Source organism: Candidatus Enterococcus murrayae (assembly GCF_017315985.1).
Taxonomy (GTDB): Bacteria; Bacillota; Bacilli; order Lactobacillales; family Enterococcaceae; genus Enterococcus_A; species Enterococcus_A murrayae.
The window spans coordinates 1-14754 of the sequence record NZ_JAFLVR010000020.1 but is presented as its reverse complement, the minus strand read 5'-3'; the positions used below and the strand labels follow the sequence as shown (position 1 = coordinate 14754).

The following is a 14754-nucleotide window of genomic DNA, read 5'->3' as shown; positions in this document are numbered from 1 at the left end:
CCGTTTTTTTCGAACGCCTATTCCTGTATGGTCACTAAGTAACTGTTGACCACACCTGCTGCGGCAATGTGCACGCGAAGCGTATCCATTCCCTCCTGCTCTAAAAGCTTCGGCAGCAAATACTCCTCGATCAGGTCATCTTCTGTTGCTTCTTTTTTTAAATAGTCTGTTTTACAGATTTCATCGCCAGTATAATCCTCACTAGAATCAAACGTATATTCAACTATCACATCCTCCGTTTTCCTGCTTTCCCGCATTAGCGAATGACGTGAGGCCACACATTCCCCAAAAAAACCTAAGACAAACGAAATATCTTCCTCATCATCGTAGTCTATCTCCTCTTCCCAGTTCCTCTCAAGATCACTTGTTCGCAAGAGGTGTGTGATCTCTTCCAGCTGTTCAAAGGTCAGAGCATTCGCCGAAATTTCATAGAGTTCGCTTTGTGGCGGCTCGGTTATCTTATAGACTACCTTTCCTGTTTTATCCAAAATATCTGCTTTAAGTAATGTTTCATCCTCTCGGGTATGGACCCAAACCACTCGAGCCGCCTGATAATCACCGAAAGACTGTTTCCTTTTTAAGTATTTTCTATTCACCCGTCTACCCCTGCTTTTTTCTTTCATATAATCTAATTTTTTAACTTCTTGTTTCTATCTTAAGTATAACGACCCTGTAAGCGCTTGACTAGTGAACGTTTCCTTTTTAAAACCCTTTTTTAGATAAAAAAATAAATCAATTGACCACCTTGTTTGCCGCTTGGCTTTTCCTACGCAGGAAAGAAAAAACTCTAACCCTGTCAAAAGGTTAGAGCGTATTCTTTATTTACGTTCAATATTGAATTCCTTCAGTAAACTGAGGGTCGCTTCGTTCAAGTGGTTTCCTGCAACTAAATCCGAATCAATAGAAAAATTACCTTCAGGAAGTGCCCCCTGCAAAGCCAGTGTGTTGGCTAACACACATACACTTAATTCCACACCGACCACTTCAATTTGGCTTTTTTCCTGTTTTCGTTCCGCTGTTAATTCCCGAACGTGGATCAACGATTCTGGCGGCAGAGCATAATAATTTTTCTTAAACACATACTCATCCGACAAAGGAGCCAGCTCATCTATGATCTGCAAGCCAAACAGCTCCTCCGATTCATTTTTATGTTCGATGGGAATATCCCGCGTGAAAAGCACCATTTCGCCAGACTCGCGCGCCTTTTTCAAACGCTGCTGCAGTTTGGGAATAAGGATATCTGCTCCTGGAACATGATTCTTATCATTCGTATCCAAAATACGATTCTGCATATCCACAATAACTAACATTGTTTTTTCCTATTTGGATCTTCCTAAGAAGAATGAAACGATCAGCACTAAGATAATCGCGCCAATAATTGATGGCACCAAGGCCATCCCTGCTAATGAAGGTCCCCAAGAGCCTAATAATGCTTGCCCTAACCAAGAACCTACTAACCCAGCAATAATATTCGCGATCCATCCCATACTATTTCCTTTACCTGTAATCGCACCGGCAATTGCGCCGATGACTGCTCCAATAATCAATGACCATAATAATCCCATGTCAAATTCCTCCTAATAAACTTATTTTACTCGTGTTTCTTGTGCAGTTTCCATTCTTTCTTGTGCTTTATCTGCCCCGCGGTTTACAGCATCTTTCGCCTTATCCGTTTGCTTTGAAGCAAAATCTCCGGTTGTTTTAGCCGCATTTGTGACCTTGTCTTGAACGGTTTCACTGTCTTCTTCAAACTCTTTTTGCGTCTTGATATCCACCACGTGAATATTTGCTTCAATGACATCCAAATGAGTCATCTTCGCAACTTCATCACGGATCACTGTGCGAATTTTTTCAGCAACAGCTGTAATGTCACGACCATACTCAACGACAACATCCATATCCACAGCGACCTGCTTCTTGCCTACTTCCGTTTCGATGCCAGCAGTGACATCCTCAGTATTGACTAATTTTTCCTTCGCATTGGAGAGAAAGCCTCCGTCAACTGTTAATAGCCCATCCACTTGTTCGATTGCGACACCAATGATTTTTTGGATGACCTTGTCGTCATAAACCAAATCACCTTTAATCTCTTGCTCCTTCTGAGAAGCATGAGTGGATTCAGCGCCACTTGACTGCTCATAAAGCGACTTATTTCCGTAATTGTCTGCCATGATAAATTCCTCCTGTTAACTAATTTTTCTGGCATCATAAAATAACATCGAAAGCTTTTATAAAAAAGATTTTCAATGATTTACTGTCCCTCTTTCACTAATTAGCATAGCTCACTTTTTTTTATTTTCACAATAATCTGCTTACAATCGCTTAATTTATTAAAAAATGAATCAATGAATTGATAAAAAAAGATTGTTTTTACCATTTACAAAAAGCGACTATTTCTGAAAATGGTCGTATACAGGTCAGTTGATCTCTTGCCTTTTTTAAAATAACTATTCTCAGTTGAATGCGAGCATACAAAGCAAAAAAGCTCTAACCACACAAGCGGTCAAAGCTTCGACTTTCACTAGAAAAATTTACAACGCCCTTACTGTATCCATAACACTTTCATGCTCAACATTGGTCACATCAAAATGCAGCAGCTTGAAGGTGGTCTCCAAAATGAAACTGATCCCAAAAACAGAAATAACAGTCCCAATGCCAACCTTCGCACCTAGCAGCCACCCGATCAATAGTACCGTACCCTCGATCAAACCGCGGGTGATTCCAATCGGTACATTTGGCATCCGTTTCCCAAGAGCCACCATCAAAGCATCCCGCGGACCACAGCCCATCGAGGCGCCGATATAAAAATAGCTGCCGATACAAATAGACACCTGCCCCAGCAGCAGCATCACAACTCCAGAGAAAAAACTATGCATCTGGGGAACGATCTCAAAAGCTTGGATCATATCAACAAAAACCCCAATCAAAATCGTATTCAGAATCGTACCGAAGCCGACCTTTTCCTTCAACAGTACATCCACACCTAGAATCACAACCCCGCTAATAATCAAAATATTCCCATATGTTTGGTCGGTCAGATTCGCAATCCCCATACTGAAGGCTTCCCATGAGGCCAATCCAATATTTGCCTGAATCGTCAAAAACGACCCTAAAGCAAATAGAAACAACCCAAAAATCAGACGAACCAGCCGCACACTATACCCTTTCATCAACATCCTTCTTTCTACAAACAGCTGCTTTTCAGCGACGCTAAACTCATTTCTATCCTCTAAAACGTCGATAGCTGCTTTTCATTTTTCAGTTATAGTGCAAAGCTACTTGTCTTTTTCAAATTTGTCAATGAAAACTAAGAAATACAGTCCTTCGATTTTAGAAAAAGCGAAGCTGTTAACCCTTTGCAACAATGCTTCCTCTCAAATCACCTGATAGAACAGGCTTTATTTAGAACTTTACAGTCAGAATAGGGCTAGTATACTTTAAAGTGACCAAAGGATATGAATTTGGTCATAATAAACACACGAATATTAAAGGTTCAGAAAGAAGGAGAGAATTATGCCAAAGATAGTAACAAAAGAAGAAAAAGCCCGACTTAAAGAGGCGATGTATGTTGAAACAATCAAATTAATTAAGAAAAAAGGATTGAAAAGGATTACGGTGGAGGATGTTATCCATGCTGTGGGTATCGCAAAAGGAACCTTCTACAATCACTACACTTCTAAGGAAGAGCTATTGTATGACGTTATACGAAAGAGTGAAGAACAACTATTTCGCCAAATTTTGGCAATTGATTTTCAAACAGGAGATTTCCAGATAAAGCTGCGAAAAGCCTTGAATGAAATTTATCTGGCAGATAGCAGTATCGTGTTATATCTCAACCCTGAGGACTTGAATTCATTGATCCAAAAATTGCCTGATCAAACGAAGAAACAGCAAAATGAAAAGCAAAGTACGAATTTCCAGCGGATTGTGGAGCTTTTGGGTATCGATCAAACAGATCAGCAGACATTCGGCGTTATCTCTTATTTAATGGATTGTCTTCATTTCACCGCCGCAAACGTTGACTATGGTGTAGCGGCGCGCCAAGAAACACTAGAAATAATTATTGATGCACTCGCTGCCTTTTTAGCCAAAAAGAAAGAAGATGAAGGAGTTCAAAATGAAAACACAAACGATTAAATACTATTTATTCTCTACTATTGCAATCTCATGGAGCTTTTGGTTATTGGCAGCCGCCTTGACCCACCTTGGAAAAACCCCCTTTTCCAATCCCCTAGTCATGCTCCTATTTATTTTAGGTGGAATTTCACCCGCCTTTAACGAAATTTATCTAAAAAAGAAAACCAGCACTCTCGAGGAATATCGCACCTTTAAAAAGAACATAATCCATTTCAAACAGCCCTTAAAAGCCTACCTGCTCGTTTTTGGAATTGCCTGGCTCTTTTGTTTCCTTCCAGTTTTACTAGGCGGAAGTGTTCAACTTGTTCCACTTTACGTGGCGATATTGGAATTCCCCATCATGATCATCGGTGGCGGGATCGAAGAAATCGGTTGGCGCGGCTTTCTGCAGCCAATGCTTCAAAAGAAGTTTTCAACGCTGGCCTCTGCTTGCATTGTTAGTCTCATTTGGACCTTTTGGCACATCCCTTTGTGGTGGATTCAGGGCTCCAACCAAAGTTCAATGAGTCTCATTTGGTTTACCTTGACTTGCTTCAGCCTGTCAATCCTGCTTTCATATATTTGGAATAAATATGAGAGCATCTATCTATGTATTATTTTTCATGCGGCGATCAACTCGTTTTGGGATGTCTATGTGTCCAATAATAAACTTCTTCCCACCGCTATCATATTGATCTTGTGTGTAGGGTTCTTTCTCTTAACGAATAGACGCGCACCAGAAAAAAACCACCCGCTAACCAACTATCCACAATAAGCGAAAAGCATCGCAAGTGCCCTCTAACCCATGAGCATTTGCGATGCTTTCTCGAAAAAAAGCCTGTAGGCCATTTTTTCCCAATCGCTTTATTCCATAAACGAACCCGTTTACTGTTTTAGCAGGCTCACCAAATCAAACGGTTCATGACTGATTAATCACCAATCATTTTTTTGATCATCAGCCGGTAGCACCTCAAAATCCCTCCTTGAATGATTTTCAAAATAATCGTATCCAGTCCATCATATTCGAGGATTTTGGGAATCAGAATGTTTTCGATTATGACCGCATCCGTCAAGTGCTCCTCAAAAAATTCCAACTCACATACTTCTTCGTCATCCTCCAAAACCTCGTCAGTAGAAGTGAAATCATATTGGACTACCTGAGTGTCGAACCTCCTGCTATATTCCAGCAAGGACTCATTTCTCGTGATCTGAAGTCCAAAAACCCACAGCGTGTCCTCAAGGTCCTCTTCTTCCCACTCAACTTCTGGGTACATCTCATTTAAGACCCCCGCGATTTCTTTTATCTCCTCCGAGGTTAGATTATCCTCACTAACCTCGATCGGCGCGTTATCCGGTTTTTCCGTAACCGTACACAAATGATTGCGATCCTTATCTAACAGATTGAACTTTATCAGCTCTTCACCTGCCAATGTTGTAATATGGATCACCCGTTCTGCATGGTAATCACAAAAATCAATCGGTTCCTTTTCATACGTAACCTTCACTGCTTGTCCTCCTTGAATAAAATGATTCGTCAATGCAAATCTTTAAAAAAAATACGCAAACGCGATCGATTTCTTTTAAGAAAAATAGTTTATTCAATCAGCCGGCTTCCGTTCACCACAAATAGCCCGTGATAAAACGGGCTAAAATTTTTATTCATGTTGATTTCTACTGATTATTCGATCCCATACCAACGTTGGATTTTCTGATGAGATACAGTCAGTCAGCTACTCGCGGCTGCAGACACGATCGAGTAACCGCTTTCGTTTTTTCTTTGGCTGTGCTGGTGGCGACTGATTGATTACTGGAGCCTTGGACGGAGCCGCCCTTTCTTCCACCATCGCCGTGAGGGTCAGGCTCGCCGGAACGGATTGATCATCGACTTCTAGATTGACCGGTGCCGCATTAGCTGGCAGACAGGCCGAAATCAGTGATATGGCCTGCTCTTGAGTTAGCGACCACGGATCGAGCCCTTCAGGAAGTTCGATGTGTTGAATCAATACATCCTCTTTTGGTCGTTCCTCGGTAATTCGCAAATCTTCCGGGAAACGGATAGTGGCTGGGTCAGCTTCTGCTTTTGTTGGTGCTGGCTCACCCTGCGCTTTAACAGGCTCTTCAATCGCACTGCTGGTTGCCGCCTTCATCATCGTGCTCAACGGATCAGTTGCAGCTTTTGGCGAATTCTTGAATTTCGCTGAATCATCAAAAAGATCAGTTACTCTTTCTTCGATGATAGTCGCATGCTTCACCTTTTTGAATAATTGAACGCCATCCTTTTCAAACAGACTCAGCTTGGTTAATTTTTCTAATGAGGAACGGATCTGCTCCCCTGTTTTTGACACATCAAAATTTTTAAAACGAAAATGATGCGATTTGCCGTTGCCATTTTCAAATTCTGCATCTAATGTAAATGTACTTATCATTTTTTATCCCTTCTTTTTCGTATTTTTCCTCCTTCCTAATCCTCACGTCATGATTCTGCTAAGCTTGTCAGCGGTTTTCCAATGACTTGGCTGTAAAGATGCTCAAGCTTTTCGGAGATAAATGTTTGCGCTGGAAACAATTTGACCGACAATAACTGCCAATCTTCTTTTCCGAAATAATCAATAAAATATAAATAATAGCGACGCATAGCAGCAGTAGATCTAGTTTTTAAAAAGATTCGCTGCACAAGAGTTCTTAATACATATGAAAAATCCGCTTTACATAAGTCTTCCCGAACCTGCAGCGTGATCAACATCTCGAGGGTGGCCGTTCCATCGTTTGTTTCATGATAGTAGCTGCTGATTCTTTTTTCCAAAGTTTTACGTGAAAGCGAAAACAATTTTTTGTTGTTCAAACCATACTCTTTCAAAAAAATCCTCCTTTCGACAAAAATAGTTTCAATTCTGTGGTGTGAGATATCTACATAATCAAAATACGCTTATTTGCAACCAAATTACACACCAAAAAATTAATATTAAATTAAGCATAATAATTCTCAGGAACGAATTGTTATTACACCAATCATTCACGCGTCATGAAATAACGAAAAATTTCTATTTTTCGATAAAAAAAAGACCGACTATACACTTGTATAATCGTCCATCTGCCTCTTTTTAAGCTACCAATCGCCAAAACCTGCTTCTTTGGAAACTATTTTCTCCACTTTTTTTACTCTCTGGTCGTATTGGCTTTTATAATACCGATAGTCTTCTTCGAGAATTTCCAATGAAGCCTTTTGTTCACGAGTCAAGCTGCTTTTCTTTTGCTTCAAGCCATCGATTTGAAAAGCAAGTGTAAGTACGTGAAGCTCTAAATCCTCAAACTCCGCCTCATCCATCATGAACCACTCCTTTGATCTTTTTATAATTGACGACTACCTTTTGATTGTACTGATCGATTTCATCCTTCGTCAGTCTAGAATCCTGACTGATGTCCACCAAACAGCTGTTGGTGTATTTTTTTAGCACCGTGCCCGACAGCGCACTCTTGCCTTCGTTGAATAAAAAATCAACCGCATCACCAACGATAAACTGCAAATTGTAGGTATTTTCTCGCACCTCCATGATGGAGCTGGGAATTGCCTGACTACCATTTTTCAAAACATCTCACCCTTTTTCTACTCTCTATAAAAAGTACGCAAACCGTTTGTCGATTCTTACAGTCAATCTAAAAACTGTTCAAAAACCTGACTTTACGATAACTATCGCTACCTTTTAGTTAGTCATTTCTCCTTATTGTAACCGATTAGAAAGGCTATACTGAGAAAACCTTAATGAAAAATTAAGATTCAAGCGAAGCATAGCAAAAAAGCCAATAACCAAAAAAACCTCATTATTTAAGGTTTATCCGATCATTCGCTTTCGTTTTGTAAAGTATTTTTCGAAAAGGCTTTAAATTTTTAAACAATTCTGCTGCTGCTTCAAAGCTAGGTTTCTAAAGACAACCTTCTGACAACCTTAAAAATCATAATTTGCTCTTATCTCCTCTATTTCATGCTTCATTCGTTCCTTAATACTATCTGGACTCAAAATTTTCAGGTGTTTCCCATAGGACAGCAACTGTCTAATGAGCCAACGCTGATCAGTTACTTGAGTGGTAACAATCGCAGAACCATCCTTTTGAATCGTTATGTCCTGATGATCAAAATCATCAAATACTCGATAGAGAATTTCTTTAGAAAAGGCCAAGGTCAATTCAATCCTCTCCCCCTCCCTTTCAGGAACAGCTATCTCAGGAACGACCATTGGAGTAAAGGTTTCATCCATTATTTTGAGAGACTGCATACGGCTGATTTTGAAGACCCTGAAATCCTTCCTCGACAAGCAAAAGGCCTGCAGGTACCATGTTTGTGATTTGAAAATCAGCTTTAATGGATTACACACCCTTTTCTCCCGTTGATTTGACTGACTTATATACTCGAATGCAACCTTCTTCCTATTTAAAATTCCTGATTTGAGCCTATCGAATTGGGCACCCTCGTTTTCCTGATACCAAGGAGAAAAATCGACCTCCAGCCAATTGTCCTCAGGAAGCTTGAACAATGATTGCAATTTTGAATAGGCCTGCTCACTTTTTTCTGGTTCGATTGCTTTGATGCCCTTAAGTGCTAACAGCAAGCTTTCTTGCTCCTCTTTTGAAAATAAAACCTTGTCTAAGACAAAATGATCCATTAAATAGATGCCGCCATTTCGGCCCGTTTCTGCACAGATAGGTATTCCTAAAGAGCTGAGTGCGTTAATATCTCTGAAAATGGTTCTATCAGATACCTCAAACATAGTAGCTAATTCGCTGGAAGTCGTTCGTTTTGCGTTCAAAAGATGATAGATAATTCCAAATAACCGACCATTATTCAATAGATTTTCTCCTCTTAAATATTTTTTATAAACTATGACATTAGATGTCATAGTTTCCATAGTACTATTAAACCATACTATAGAGGAGGTTTTGAAATGAAATTTTCAATTTCGAATACCGTTAGAACGAATAACTTTAAGGACGCTGCTATCCAAGAAAAAATTATGGGCCTATGGCAGCAAAGCAGTGCCTTCATCGCACAGGCGAAGGAACAAGGAAAAAGTATTGCGGCGGTGTATCATGATTACGAAAGTGATTATAAAGGGGACTATTCTCTTTCCATCTGCAAAGAAACCGAGGCTGAGGGGGATTTTGATACTTCCAAATATCAGTGGAAGGAATACAAAGTGGATAGCTCTGACGAATTAGGCGTCCTGAATGCCTGGAAGAAAATATGGTCAGAGGAGGAAGCCCAAGTAATCCAGCGAGTGTATGAATTTGATTTTGAAAACTACCCTCCTGCTGGGGAAATTTCTATTTTTATCGCCGTTCAATAGACTAGCGGCACCTTACCAAAGACAGCGAACCCAGAAATTAAACGGGTTCGCTGTCCTTTTTATACTAAAAGCAAATTCCCCATAAACCTTCAAAATCGATGGTTTACAGGGTGATTTGCTTTCATTTCATTAAGTATTTCTCAAAAAAACTTTACGTTCGTAAACATTTTCGGCGTTTATTCCGCAGCTTCCTCTAATAAGGCTTGCGCGACTTTATCTGTCGTTACGAGGATATTGATCAGCTTCGTCTCAATCGCGATTTTGGCAATTGGCATTCTTCTGAGGTCATCGACAATCGTCATTACTTGAGGAATCTTTCTGATATCCTCTAAAGTAATCCCCACGATACTTTTATTGATCTCATTGTCGACTTTTTCTCCTCTAGCGTCGAAGAAGTTGGAATTGATATCTCCCAGTGCTTCGTCTGTTTTCAGCTGCTGAATATCTGCTTCCGTCAAATAGCCGATTTCCTCCATCGTGCTGCCGGCATAGGGATTTCCTAAGCCTACGATCGCAAAATCAACGTTGGCACCATCATCAAGGACTGATTTTATCGTCTGGTTGCTGCGTAAAGCGATCGCCAGCTGTTCATCCGACAGCATCGCGGGCGCATACAGATATTTGGATTGCCCGCGGATTTTTCGAGCCAGGTCATAGCACAGCTGATTGGAATGGATATTGACATGAGAGTCTCCCATCCCACCAATCAGCGGGATCACGGCTACCTCCGTCTTTGAGCTGTGAATGACGGAATCAACCACTCGTCGGATTCCTTTACCCCACGAAATCCCGAGCCTTTTGATGGATTTCAGGCGGCTATTTAGGTAATAGGCCCCGTAATTGGCTGCTACCTTTTCCACCTCTTCGTTCGTGAGATCCTTTGAATCGACGACCATCGCGGTCTTTAATCCGTAGACGGCTTCTAAGGAGCGCTCCAGCTTTGAGGTGTATTCATTTTTACTATTAATAGTAATTTCCACGATCCCTTGTTCTCTTGCGTCAAGCAGCAGCTTGGAAACAAGGGAGCGGGAAACACCGATTATTTTAGCGATCTGAGCCTGCGTCAGTCCATCCTCGTAGTATAAGCAAGCAATTTTTATAATATTTTTTTCTTCAAAAGTATTCATTATTATCTTCCTTTACTATGGATTAACTGTTTTTTACGCTACTCGAATGAAATCTCATCTCCGACAGCCAGTGTTGGAAACACCTTTGGTTCGACTAGAATCGCGCCAGGCAGGATCTCATTGTTCTCGCCATCTCTAAAATAGAGGGAAATGTGTCCCAGCGTCTCAAAATTAGGGTTCGCCTCTTCTCCAACCTCAAGGATATGGTACTCCTGCTCCCCGATGGTCAAGCGTCCATTCTTTTGAATCACATTTTTCGGAGTATCCGCGCCTTCATGAATGACACAAATATCTCTTAACTCTGATGTTGCTTGGGGTCCGAACAAAATCAACAGGAACTCCTCCGCGAAATCCTCAACGATCGAACCGATTTCTACAATTTTTGTTTTGTACATGCTTAGGCTCCTCATAGGTTTTTTAGGCAAAGGTCTCATCCTGCAATTTACGCAGCTTGTAAACCGTCGTTGATTCGTCCAGCTCAATATCATCAACTGTCAAGAAAGCACCGTCCTTGATATCACGCTTGGCTACCGAACCGCCGCCGACTAATCCAATCGGCACATTGCCGTTTTTCTTCATCTCCGCATGTGTTTCCAACACACCGCGGACACAATAGCCGCCGATTCCGTCGATTTTTTCACCTGCTTTGATGTCGCGTTTCGCAACAGCCACTGTCTCAGAAATCGGTGCCCCTAAAGGAACGATCGCTGTATCATGCTCTAGTACTGCTCGAGCGATGGTCAAAGGTGTTTCCAGACTGCACAAGTGGTACGGACGGAACAGGATATGATGATCACGCTCGCCCTTTTTCAGTAAATAATTCAATTCATGCTGGACGCCTTCGTTTTGCCCCTTCACGATACAGAAGATCCCTGGAGCAATACCGTCAACATATTCAACAACGCCAAAGCTATTTAACACGCCGCCGTTTTCTTTCAGGTTTAATTTTTCGACTGTTCCGTCTAAATCAGCTGAGACTCCATGCATTCCCACAACATCCGGCAGGTAGCCGATCGCATTGGACAGGAGATTCATTTCAGCCATTGTCTTCGTTCCATCCTGGAAGGCAGCCAGCATATGACTGTTCATCCCTTTGGAATCCGCTTCTGTCTGAGCAGTATCTGGATTGGCACTTACTTTTAAGGCATTGTTTTTCCCTTTGCCGGCGACAAGGACTTCCATCCCCATGCTCTTGGCAAATTCATACATTTGAACCGTTGCCGCAGGCTCGTCCCCATCTGAACCAGTGTAGACAAGATCCGCTGCGTCGTATAATTTCTTCATTAAAGGACCAACCGTGATATCGATCTCTACATTTAATAGAACCAAATGTTTTTTAGCGATCAATGTTTCTAGTGAGATTTTCGCTCCTGCCTCTGGGACACCCGTCGCGTCGACGATCACTTCTACATTTTTAGAATGGACGATTTCTTTAAAATCGGTGCTTGTTAAAATGTCGACTTTTTTCTCCGCACTGGCATTGTAGGCATCCGCTGCTCTTTTCGCGGCATCTAGATTGATATCACTGATTCCTGCAACGATCATGCCGGGAATCGTTGAGATCTGAGAGACCATCCCAAAGCCCATTTGTCCTGCGCCGATTACTCCAACCTTGATCGGTGCGCCATTTTGTTCTCTTTCCAAAAGCTTTCCATATAATGTCATTCTATCTTTCCTCCGATGTTTGCTTATTTTCGATTTCGTTCTTGATAAAGTCGATTGATTGCTTTAAGGCTTCGCCGTGTTTTACCTTTAAGATGTGTTCTGGAATCGTATCGATGCAATAGTCTTCAATCTCGGAATACCGCTTGAACTTCGCAAAGATCGTCAATCCAGTCATCACCTGGCACTCTTCAATGACGCCGTTTGGATCGGCGACCATCAGTACAATACTTCGTGCTTTAAATTTACTTTGAGTCATTCCAATCCCTAAAAAGCCCGCTCGGTTTTCTTTCAAAATGCTGTTGACTGTTTTCTTGTAATAATTCGAATGTCTCAGAGAGGTGATCACATTCAGAACCAACAAAAGGACCACAAGCAATGCTAAGCGAAGTTCAGCCATACGTATTCTCCTATCTGTTAAAGGTATTCATTGATGAGGCGATTCGCCAAAATTTTAGGTGAATTAGCGAAATTGCCAATCGTCGATCCCGCGATGTGGGGAGTGATCGTTACATTTTCCAAGGCTAAATACGGGTGATCTGCTGGTAAGGGCTCTTGTTCAAAAACATCCACTGCCGCACCGGTAATCTCTTTGGTCTGCAACGCTTCAATCAAATCCGCTTCGTTGATCAATCCCGAACGTGCACTATTAATGACAACTGCCGATGTTTTCATTTTCCTGAAATGCTCTTTATTCAGCATATTTCTTGTCTCGGGTGTCAGACGATAGTGCATCGAAATAATGTCCGCTTGCGTAACCAATTCCTCCAGAGAAACTTGAGTATCCTCTGTTTCACCTTTGAAGTAATCATCAAAGAAAATGATTTTTCCGCCAAATGGTCGAACCAGATTCGCTACCTTTTGACCAATCGCTCCATAGCCAACCAGTCCTACAACCGATTCCTTCAACTCAGGAGCCAGTACACCGTTCGGATAAGATTTTTCCCACTCGCCATTTCGTAATTTACGATCCGCTCTGGCGATGTTTCGAATTTCAGAAAGCATCAGCCCCACAGCGTATTCAGAAACACTCGTCTCACTTCGACCAGGCGTATTAAATACTGTGATCCCTTTTTCTTCAGCGTATTGTCTATTGACGTTTTCGATTCCGGCACGCAACACACCGACAAATTTTAAGTTTTTTGCCTTGTCGATCACTTTTTTACCGACTGGCGCAAACTGGGTGATCAAGTAGTCGTACTCTTCGATTCCTTCTATTAAATAGTCCGGTAAATCGACCGCTTCGCTACCTTGCTTTTCAAGTGTGATATTGTCCTTTTGAAGGGCTTCTAAATCGTCATGCTGCCACTCTTTTACGACTACCTCGATGCCCTTTTCCTTCAAATCGGCCAAACCATTCTCCATCATTTGCTTATCAATGAATAAATCTGCAATTGCCAAACATTTAACCATTCATTCGTTCTCCTATCCTTTAATCTAAAATCACTGAAACTCGGTAATTACCGGGAGTGCTTGCTGTTTCGAATGCTTTTTGAATATCATCTAACGGGATCTTCGTCTCTACCAGCTTCGAAACATCGACTCTGCCAGTATTCAGCATCTCAGCAGCATCCGAAAAGTCCTCTAATGTTGACCCATAGGTGCCGATCAGCTCAAGACGCATATAATGCACTTTGTTCGGATCGACATCCATTTCAGGTGCTGGATACCCTGCCGCGTACATTGAAATCTTCCCATCTTTAGGCTTCACCATCTCCAGTGCTTGATTATTGGCTGGTGTCGCTCCTACCGCAACGATCACAATGTCTGCCCCTTTGCCATTCGTCAGCTCTTTTACCTTTTGGACAGGGTCTTCTTCTTTAGGATTGATCACTTCAAAGCCCATCGCTTTTGCGACCGCTACCTTTTTCTCCATTAATTCAGAGACAATCACCTTCGCACCAAAGGCTCTGGCTGTTTCCGCATTAAGCAAGCCCATGGTTCCTCCGCCGATGACTACAACCGTATCGGTTCCTTCCTTCACTCGTAATTTTTTCATGTTTTGAATGACAGAGGACAGCGGTTCAACAAATGCAGCTTCAGACGCCGGCAAATCTGGATTCATTTTGACAAAGCTTTTCGCCTTGCGAACAAAATAGTTGGCAAAGCCAAATATTCCATAGTACTCATCAGAGTAGTTTTTACCGAACTGTTTGATATTCTCACAGCCCGTAACCTCTCCGTGCTTGCATTCCTCGCAATACCCGCAATAATCATAGACAACGCTTACACGATCGCCCACTTCATACGTATCGCCTACCTCAGAACCCTTGGCGATGATCGTGCCAGAGCATTCGTGACCGCCTGCCATTGGATAGCCCTGATGCTCCCGCAGACCCAGCCACTGCTGATAATCTGTCGTACAAATATTACAAGCATCCTGCTTCACTAAGATTTCATCTGCCAAAAGCTTCGGCATCGGCATTTCCTTTACTTCTGCAACGCCCTTTTCTACTAAACATCCAAATTTGATTTTGTCTGGAATCAATTTACTCACCTTGTATATTTAA

At 41.7% G+C, this 14754-nt stretch carries 20 protein-coding genes; 3 read left to right on the top strand and 17 right to left on the bottom strand.

Features of this window, described 5'->3' with window-relative positions; all coding sequences use genetic code 11:
* Positions 1 to 17: 17 nt before the first annotated feature.
* From JZO85_RS08275 to JZO85_RS08255, 5 genes are all read right to left on the bottom strand, one after another.
* On the bottom strand, positions 18 to 596 hold the full coding sequence (locus JZO85_RS08275; protein ID WP_207108037.1) for a hypothetical protein: 579 nt from the start codon (positions 594 to 596) through the stop codon (positions 18 to 20).
* A 222-nt stretch (positions 597 to 818) separates the two neighbouring features.
* Positions 819 to 1310, bottom strand: a complete 492-nt coding sequence (locus JZO85_RS08270) for a cysteine hydrolase family protein (RefSeq protein WP_207108036.1) — start codon at positions 1308 to 1310, stop codon at positions 819 to 821.
* A gap of 9 nt (positions 1311 to 1319) precedes the next feature.
* The gene (locus JZO85_RS08265) at positions 1320 to 1565 is read right to left on the bottom strand and encodes a GlsB/YeaQ/YmgE family stress response membrane protein (protein ID WP_207108035.1); all 246 of its coding nucleotides are present in this window, start codon (positions 1563 to 1565) and stop codon (positions 1320 to 1322) included.
* 21 nt (positions 1566 to 1586) lie between these two features.
* On the bottom strand, positions 1587 to 2171 hold the full coding sequence (locus tag JZO85_RS08260; protein ID WP_207108034.1) for an Asp23/Gls24 family envelope stress response protein: 585 nt from the start codon (positions 2169 to 2171) through the stop codon (positions 1587 to 1589).
* Positions 2172 to 2531: 360 nt separating this feature from the next.
* On the bottom strand, positions 2532 to 3170 hold the full coding sequence (locus JZO85_RS08255) for a YczE/YyaS/YitT family protein (protein WP_207108033.1): 639 nt from the start codon (positions 3168 to 3170) through the stop codon (positions 2532 to 2534).
* Between the two features lie 343 nt (positions 3171 to 3513).
* On the opposite strand from JZO85_RS08255, the gene JZO85_RS08250 reads away from it, so the two are divergent.
* Both JZO85_RS08250 and JZO85_RS08245 read left to right on the top strand, forming a co-directional pair.
* Positions 3514 to 4137 carry a TetR/AcrR family transcriptional regulator gene (locus JZO85_RS08250; RefSeq protein WP_207108032.1) on the top strand — a complete coding sequence of 208 codons (624 nt, stop codon included), beginning with the start codon at positions 3514 to 3516 and terminating at the stop codon, positions 4135 to 4137.
* Positions 4118 to 4891, top strand: coding sequence for a CPBP family intramembrane glutamic endopeptidase (locus JZO85_RS08245; RefSeq protein WP_207108031.1), 774 nt, complete (start codon positions 4118 to 4120; stop codon positions 4889 to 4891). The genes JZO85_RS08250 and JZO85_RS08245 overlap by 20 nt, the downstream gene beginning before the upstream one ends.
* 154 nt (positions 4892 to 5045) lie before the next feature.
* On the opposite strand, the gene JZO85_RS08240 is transcribed toward JZO85_RS08245, so the two are convergent.
* The 6 genes from JZO85_RS08240 to JZO85_RS08215 form a co-directional block, all read right to left on the bottom strand.
* Positions 5046 to 5621: a hypothetical protein gene (locus JZO85_RS08240; RefSeq protein ID WP_207108030.1), complete on the bottom strand. Its 576-nt coding sequence runs from the start codon at positions 5619 to 5621 to the stop codon at positions 5046 to 5048.
* A gap of 225 nt (positions 5622 to 5846) precedes the next feature.
* Positions 5847 to 6542 (bottom strand): DUF2922 family protein, encoded by a 696-nt coding sequence (locus tag JZO85_RS08235; protein ID WP_207108029.1) that lies wholly within the window; start codon positions 6540 to 6542, stop codon positions 5847 to 5849.
* Between the two features lie 47 nt (positions 6543 to 6589).
* Positions 6590 to 6973 (bottom strand): hypothetical protein, encoded by a 384-nt coding sequence (locus JZO85_RS08230; protein ID WP_207108028.1) that lies wholly within the window; start codon positions 6971 to 6973, stop codon positions 6590 to 6592.
* Between the two features lie 249 nt (positions 6974 to 7222).
* Entirely contained in the window at positions 7223 to 7444 is a 222-nt protein-coding gene (locus tag JZO85_RS08225; protein ID WP_242550277.1) for a hypothetical protein, read from the bottom strand.
* Positions 7434 to 7703: a DUF2187 domain-containing protein gene (locus JZO85_RS08220; RefSeq protein ID WP_207108027.1), complete on the bottom strand. Its 270-nt coding sequence runs from the start codon at positions 7701 to 7703 to the stop codon at positions 7434 to 7436. The genes JZO85_RS08225 and JZO85_RS08220 overlap by 11 nt, the downstream gene beginning before the upstream one ends.
* A 357-nt stretch (positions 7704 to 8060) precedes the next feature.
* Positions 8061 to 8957 (bottom strand): helix-turn-helix transcriptional regulator, encoded by an 897-nt coding sequence (locus JZO85_RS08215; protein WP_207108026.1) that lies wholly within the window; start codon positions 8955 to 8957, stop codon positions 8061 to 8063.
* A gap of 96 nt (positions 8958 to 9053) precedes the next feature.
* Between JZO85_RS08215 and JZO85_RS08210 the strand changes: the two genes are divergently transcribed.
* Complete coding sequence (locus JZO85_RS08210; protein WP_207108025.1) at positions 9054 to 9455, top strand: GyrI-like domain-containing protein; 402 nt, start codon at positions 9054 to 9056, stop codon at positions 9453 to 9455.
* Positions 9456 to 9631: 176 nt separating this feature from the next.
* On the opposite strand, the gene JZO85_RS08205 is transcribed toward JZO85_RS08210, so the two are convergent.
* Genes JZO85_RS08205 through JZO85_RS08180 form a run of 6 tightly spaced genes read right to left on the bottom strand, consistent with a single transcriptional unit; the run spans position 9632 to position 14732 of the window.
* Entirely contained in the window at positions 9632 to 10582 is a 951-nt protein-coding gene (locus JZO85_RS08205; protein ID WP_207108024.1) for a sugar-binding transcriptional regulator, read from the bottom strand.
* Between the two features lie 38 nt (positions 10583 to 10620).
* The gene (locus tag JZO85_RS08200; RefSeq protein ID WP_207108023.1) at positions 10621 to 10977 is read right to left on the bottom strand and encodes a PTS glucitol/sorbitol transporter subunit IIA; all 357 of its coding nucleotides are present in this window, start codon (positions 10975 to 10977) and stop codon (positions 10621 to 10623) included.
* A gap of 22 nt (positions 10978 to 10999) precedes the next feature.
* Positions 11000 to 12247: an NAD(P)H-dependent oxidoreductase gene (locus JZO85_RS08195; protein WP_207108022.1), complete on the bottom strand. Its 1248-nt coding sequence runs from the start codon at positions 12245 to 12247 to the stop codon at positions 11000 to 11002.
* 1 nt (position 12248) lies between these two features.
* Entirely contained in the window at positions 12249 to 12644 is a 396-nt protein-coding gene (locus JZO85_RS08190; RefSeq protein WP_207108021.1) for a transcriptional regulator GutM, read from the bottom strand.
* Between the two features lie 17 nt (positions 12645 to 12661).
* The gene (locus JZO85_RS08185) at positions 12662 to 13657 is read right to left on the bottom strand and encodes a 2-hydroxyacid dehydrogenase (RefSeq protein WP_207108020.1); all 996 of its coding nucleotides are present in this window, start codon (positions 13655 to 13657) and stop codon (positions 12662 to 12664) included.
* Positions 13658 to 13676: 19 nt separating this feature from the next.
* Complete coding sequence (locus JZO85_RS08180; protein WP_207108019.1) at positions 13677 to 14732, bottom strand: zinc-dependent alcohol dehydrogenase; 1056 nt, start codon at positions 14730 to 14732, stop codon at positions 13677 to 13679.
* Between the last annotated feature and the right edge of the window lie 22 nt (positions 14733 to 14754).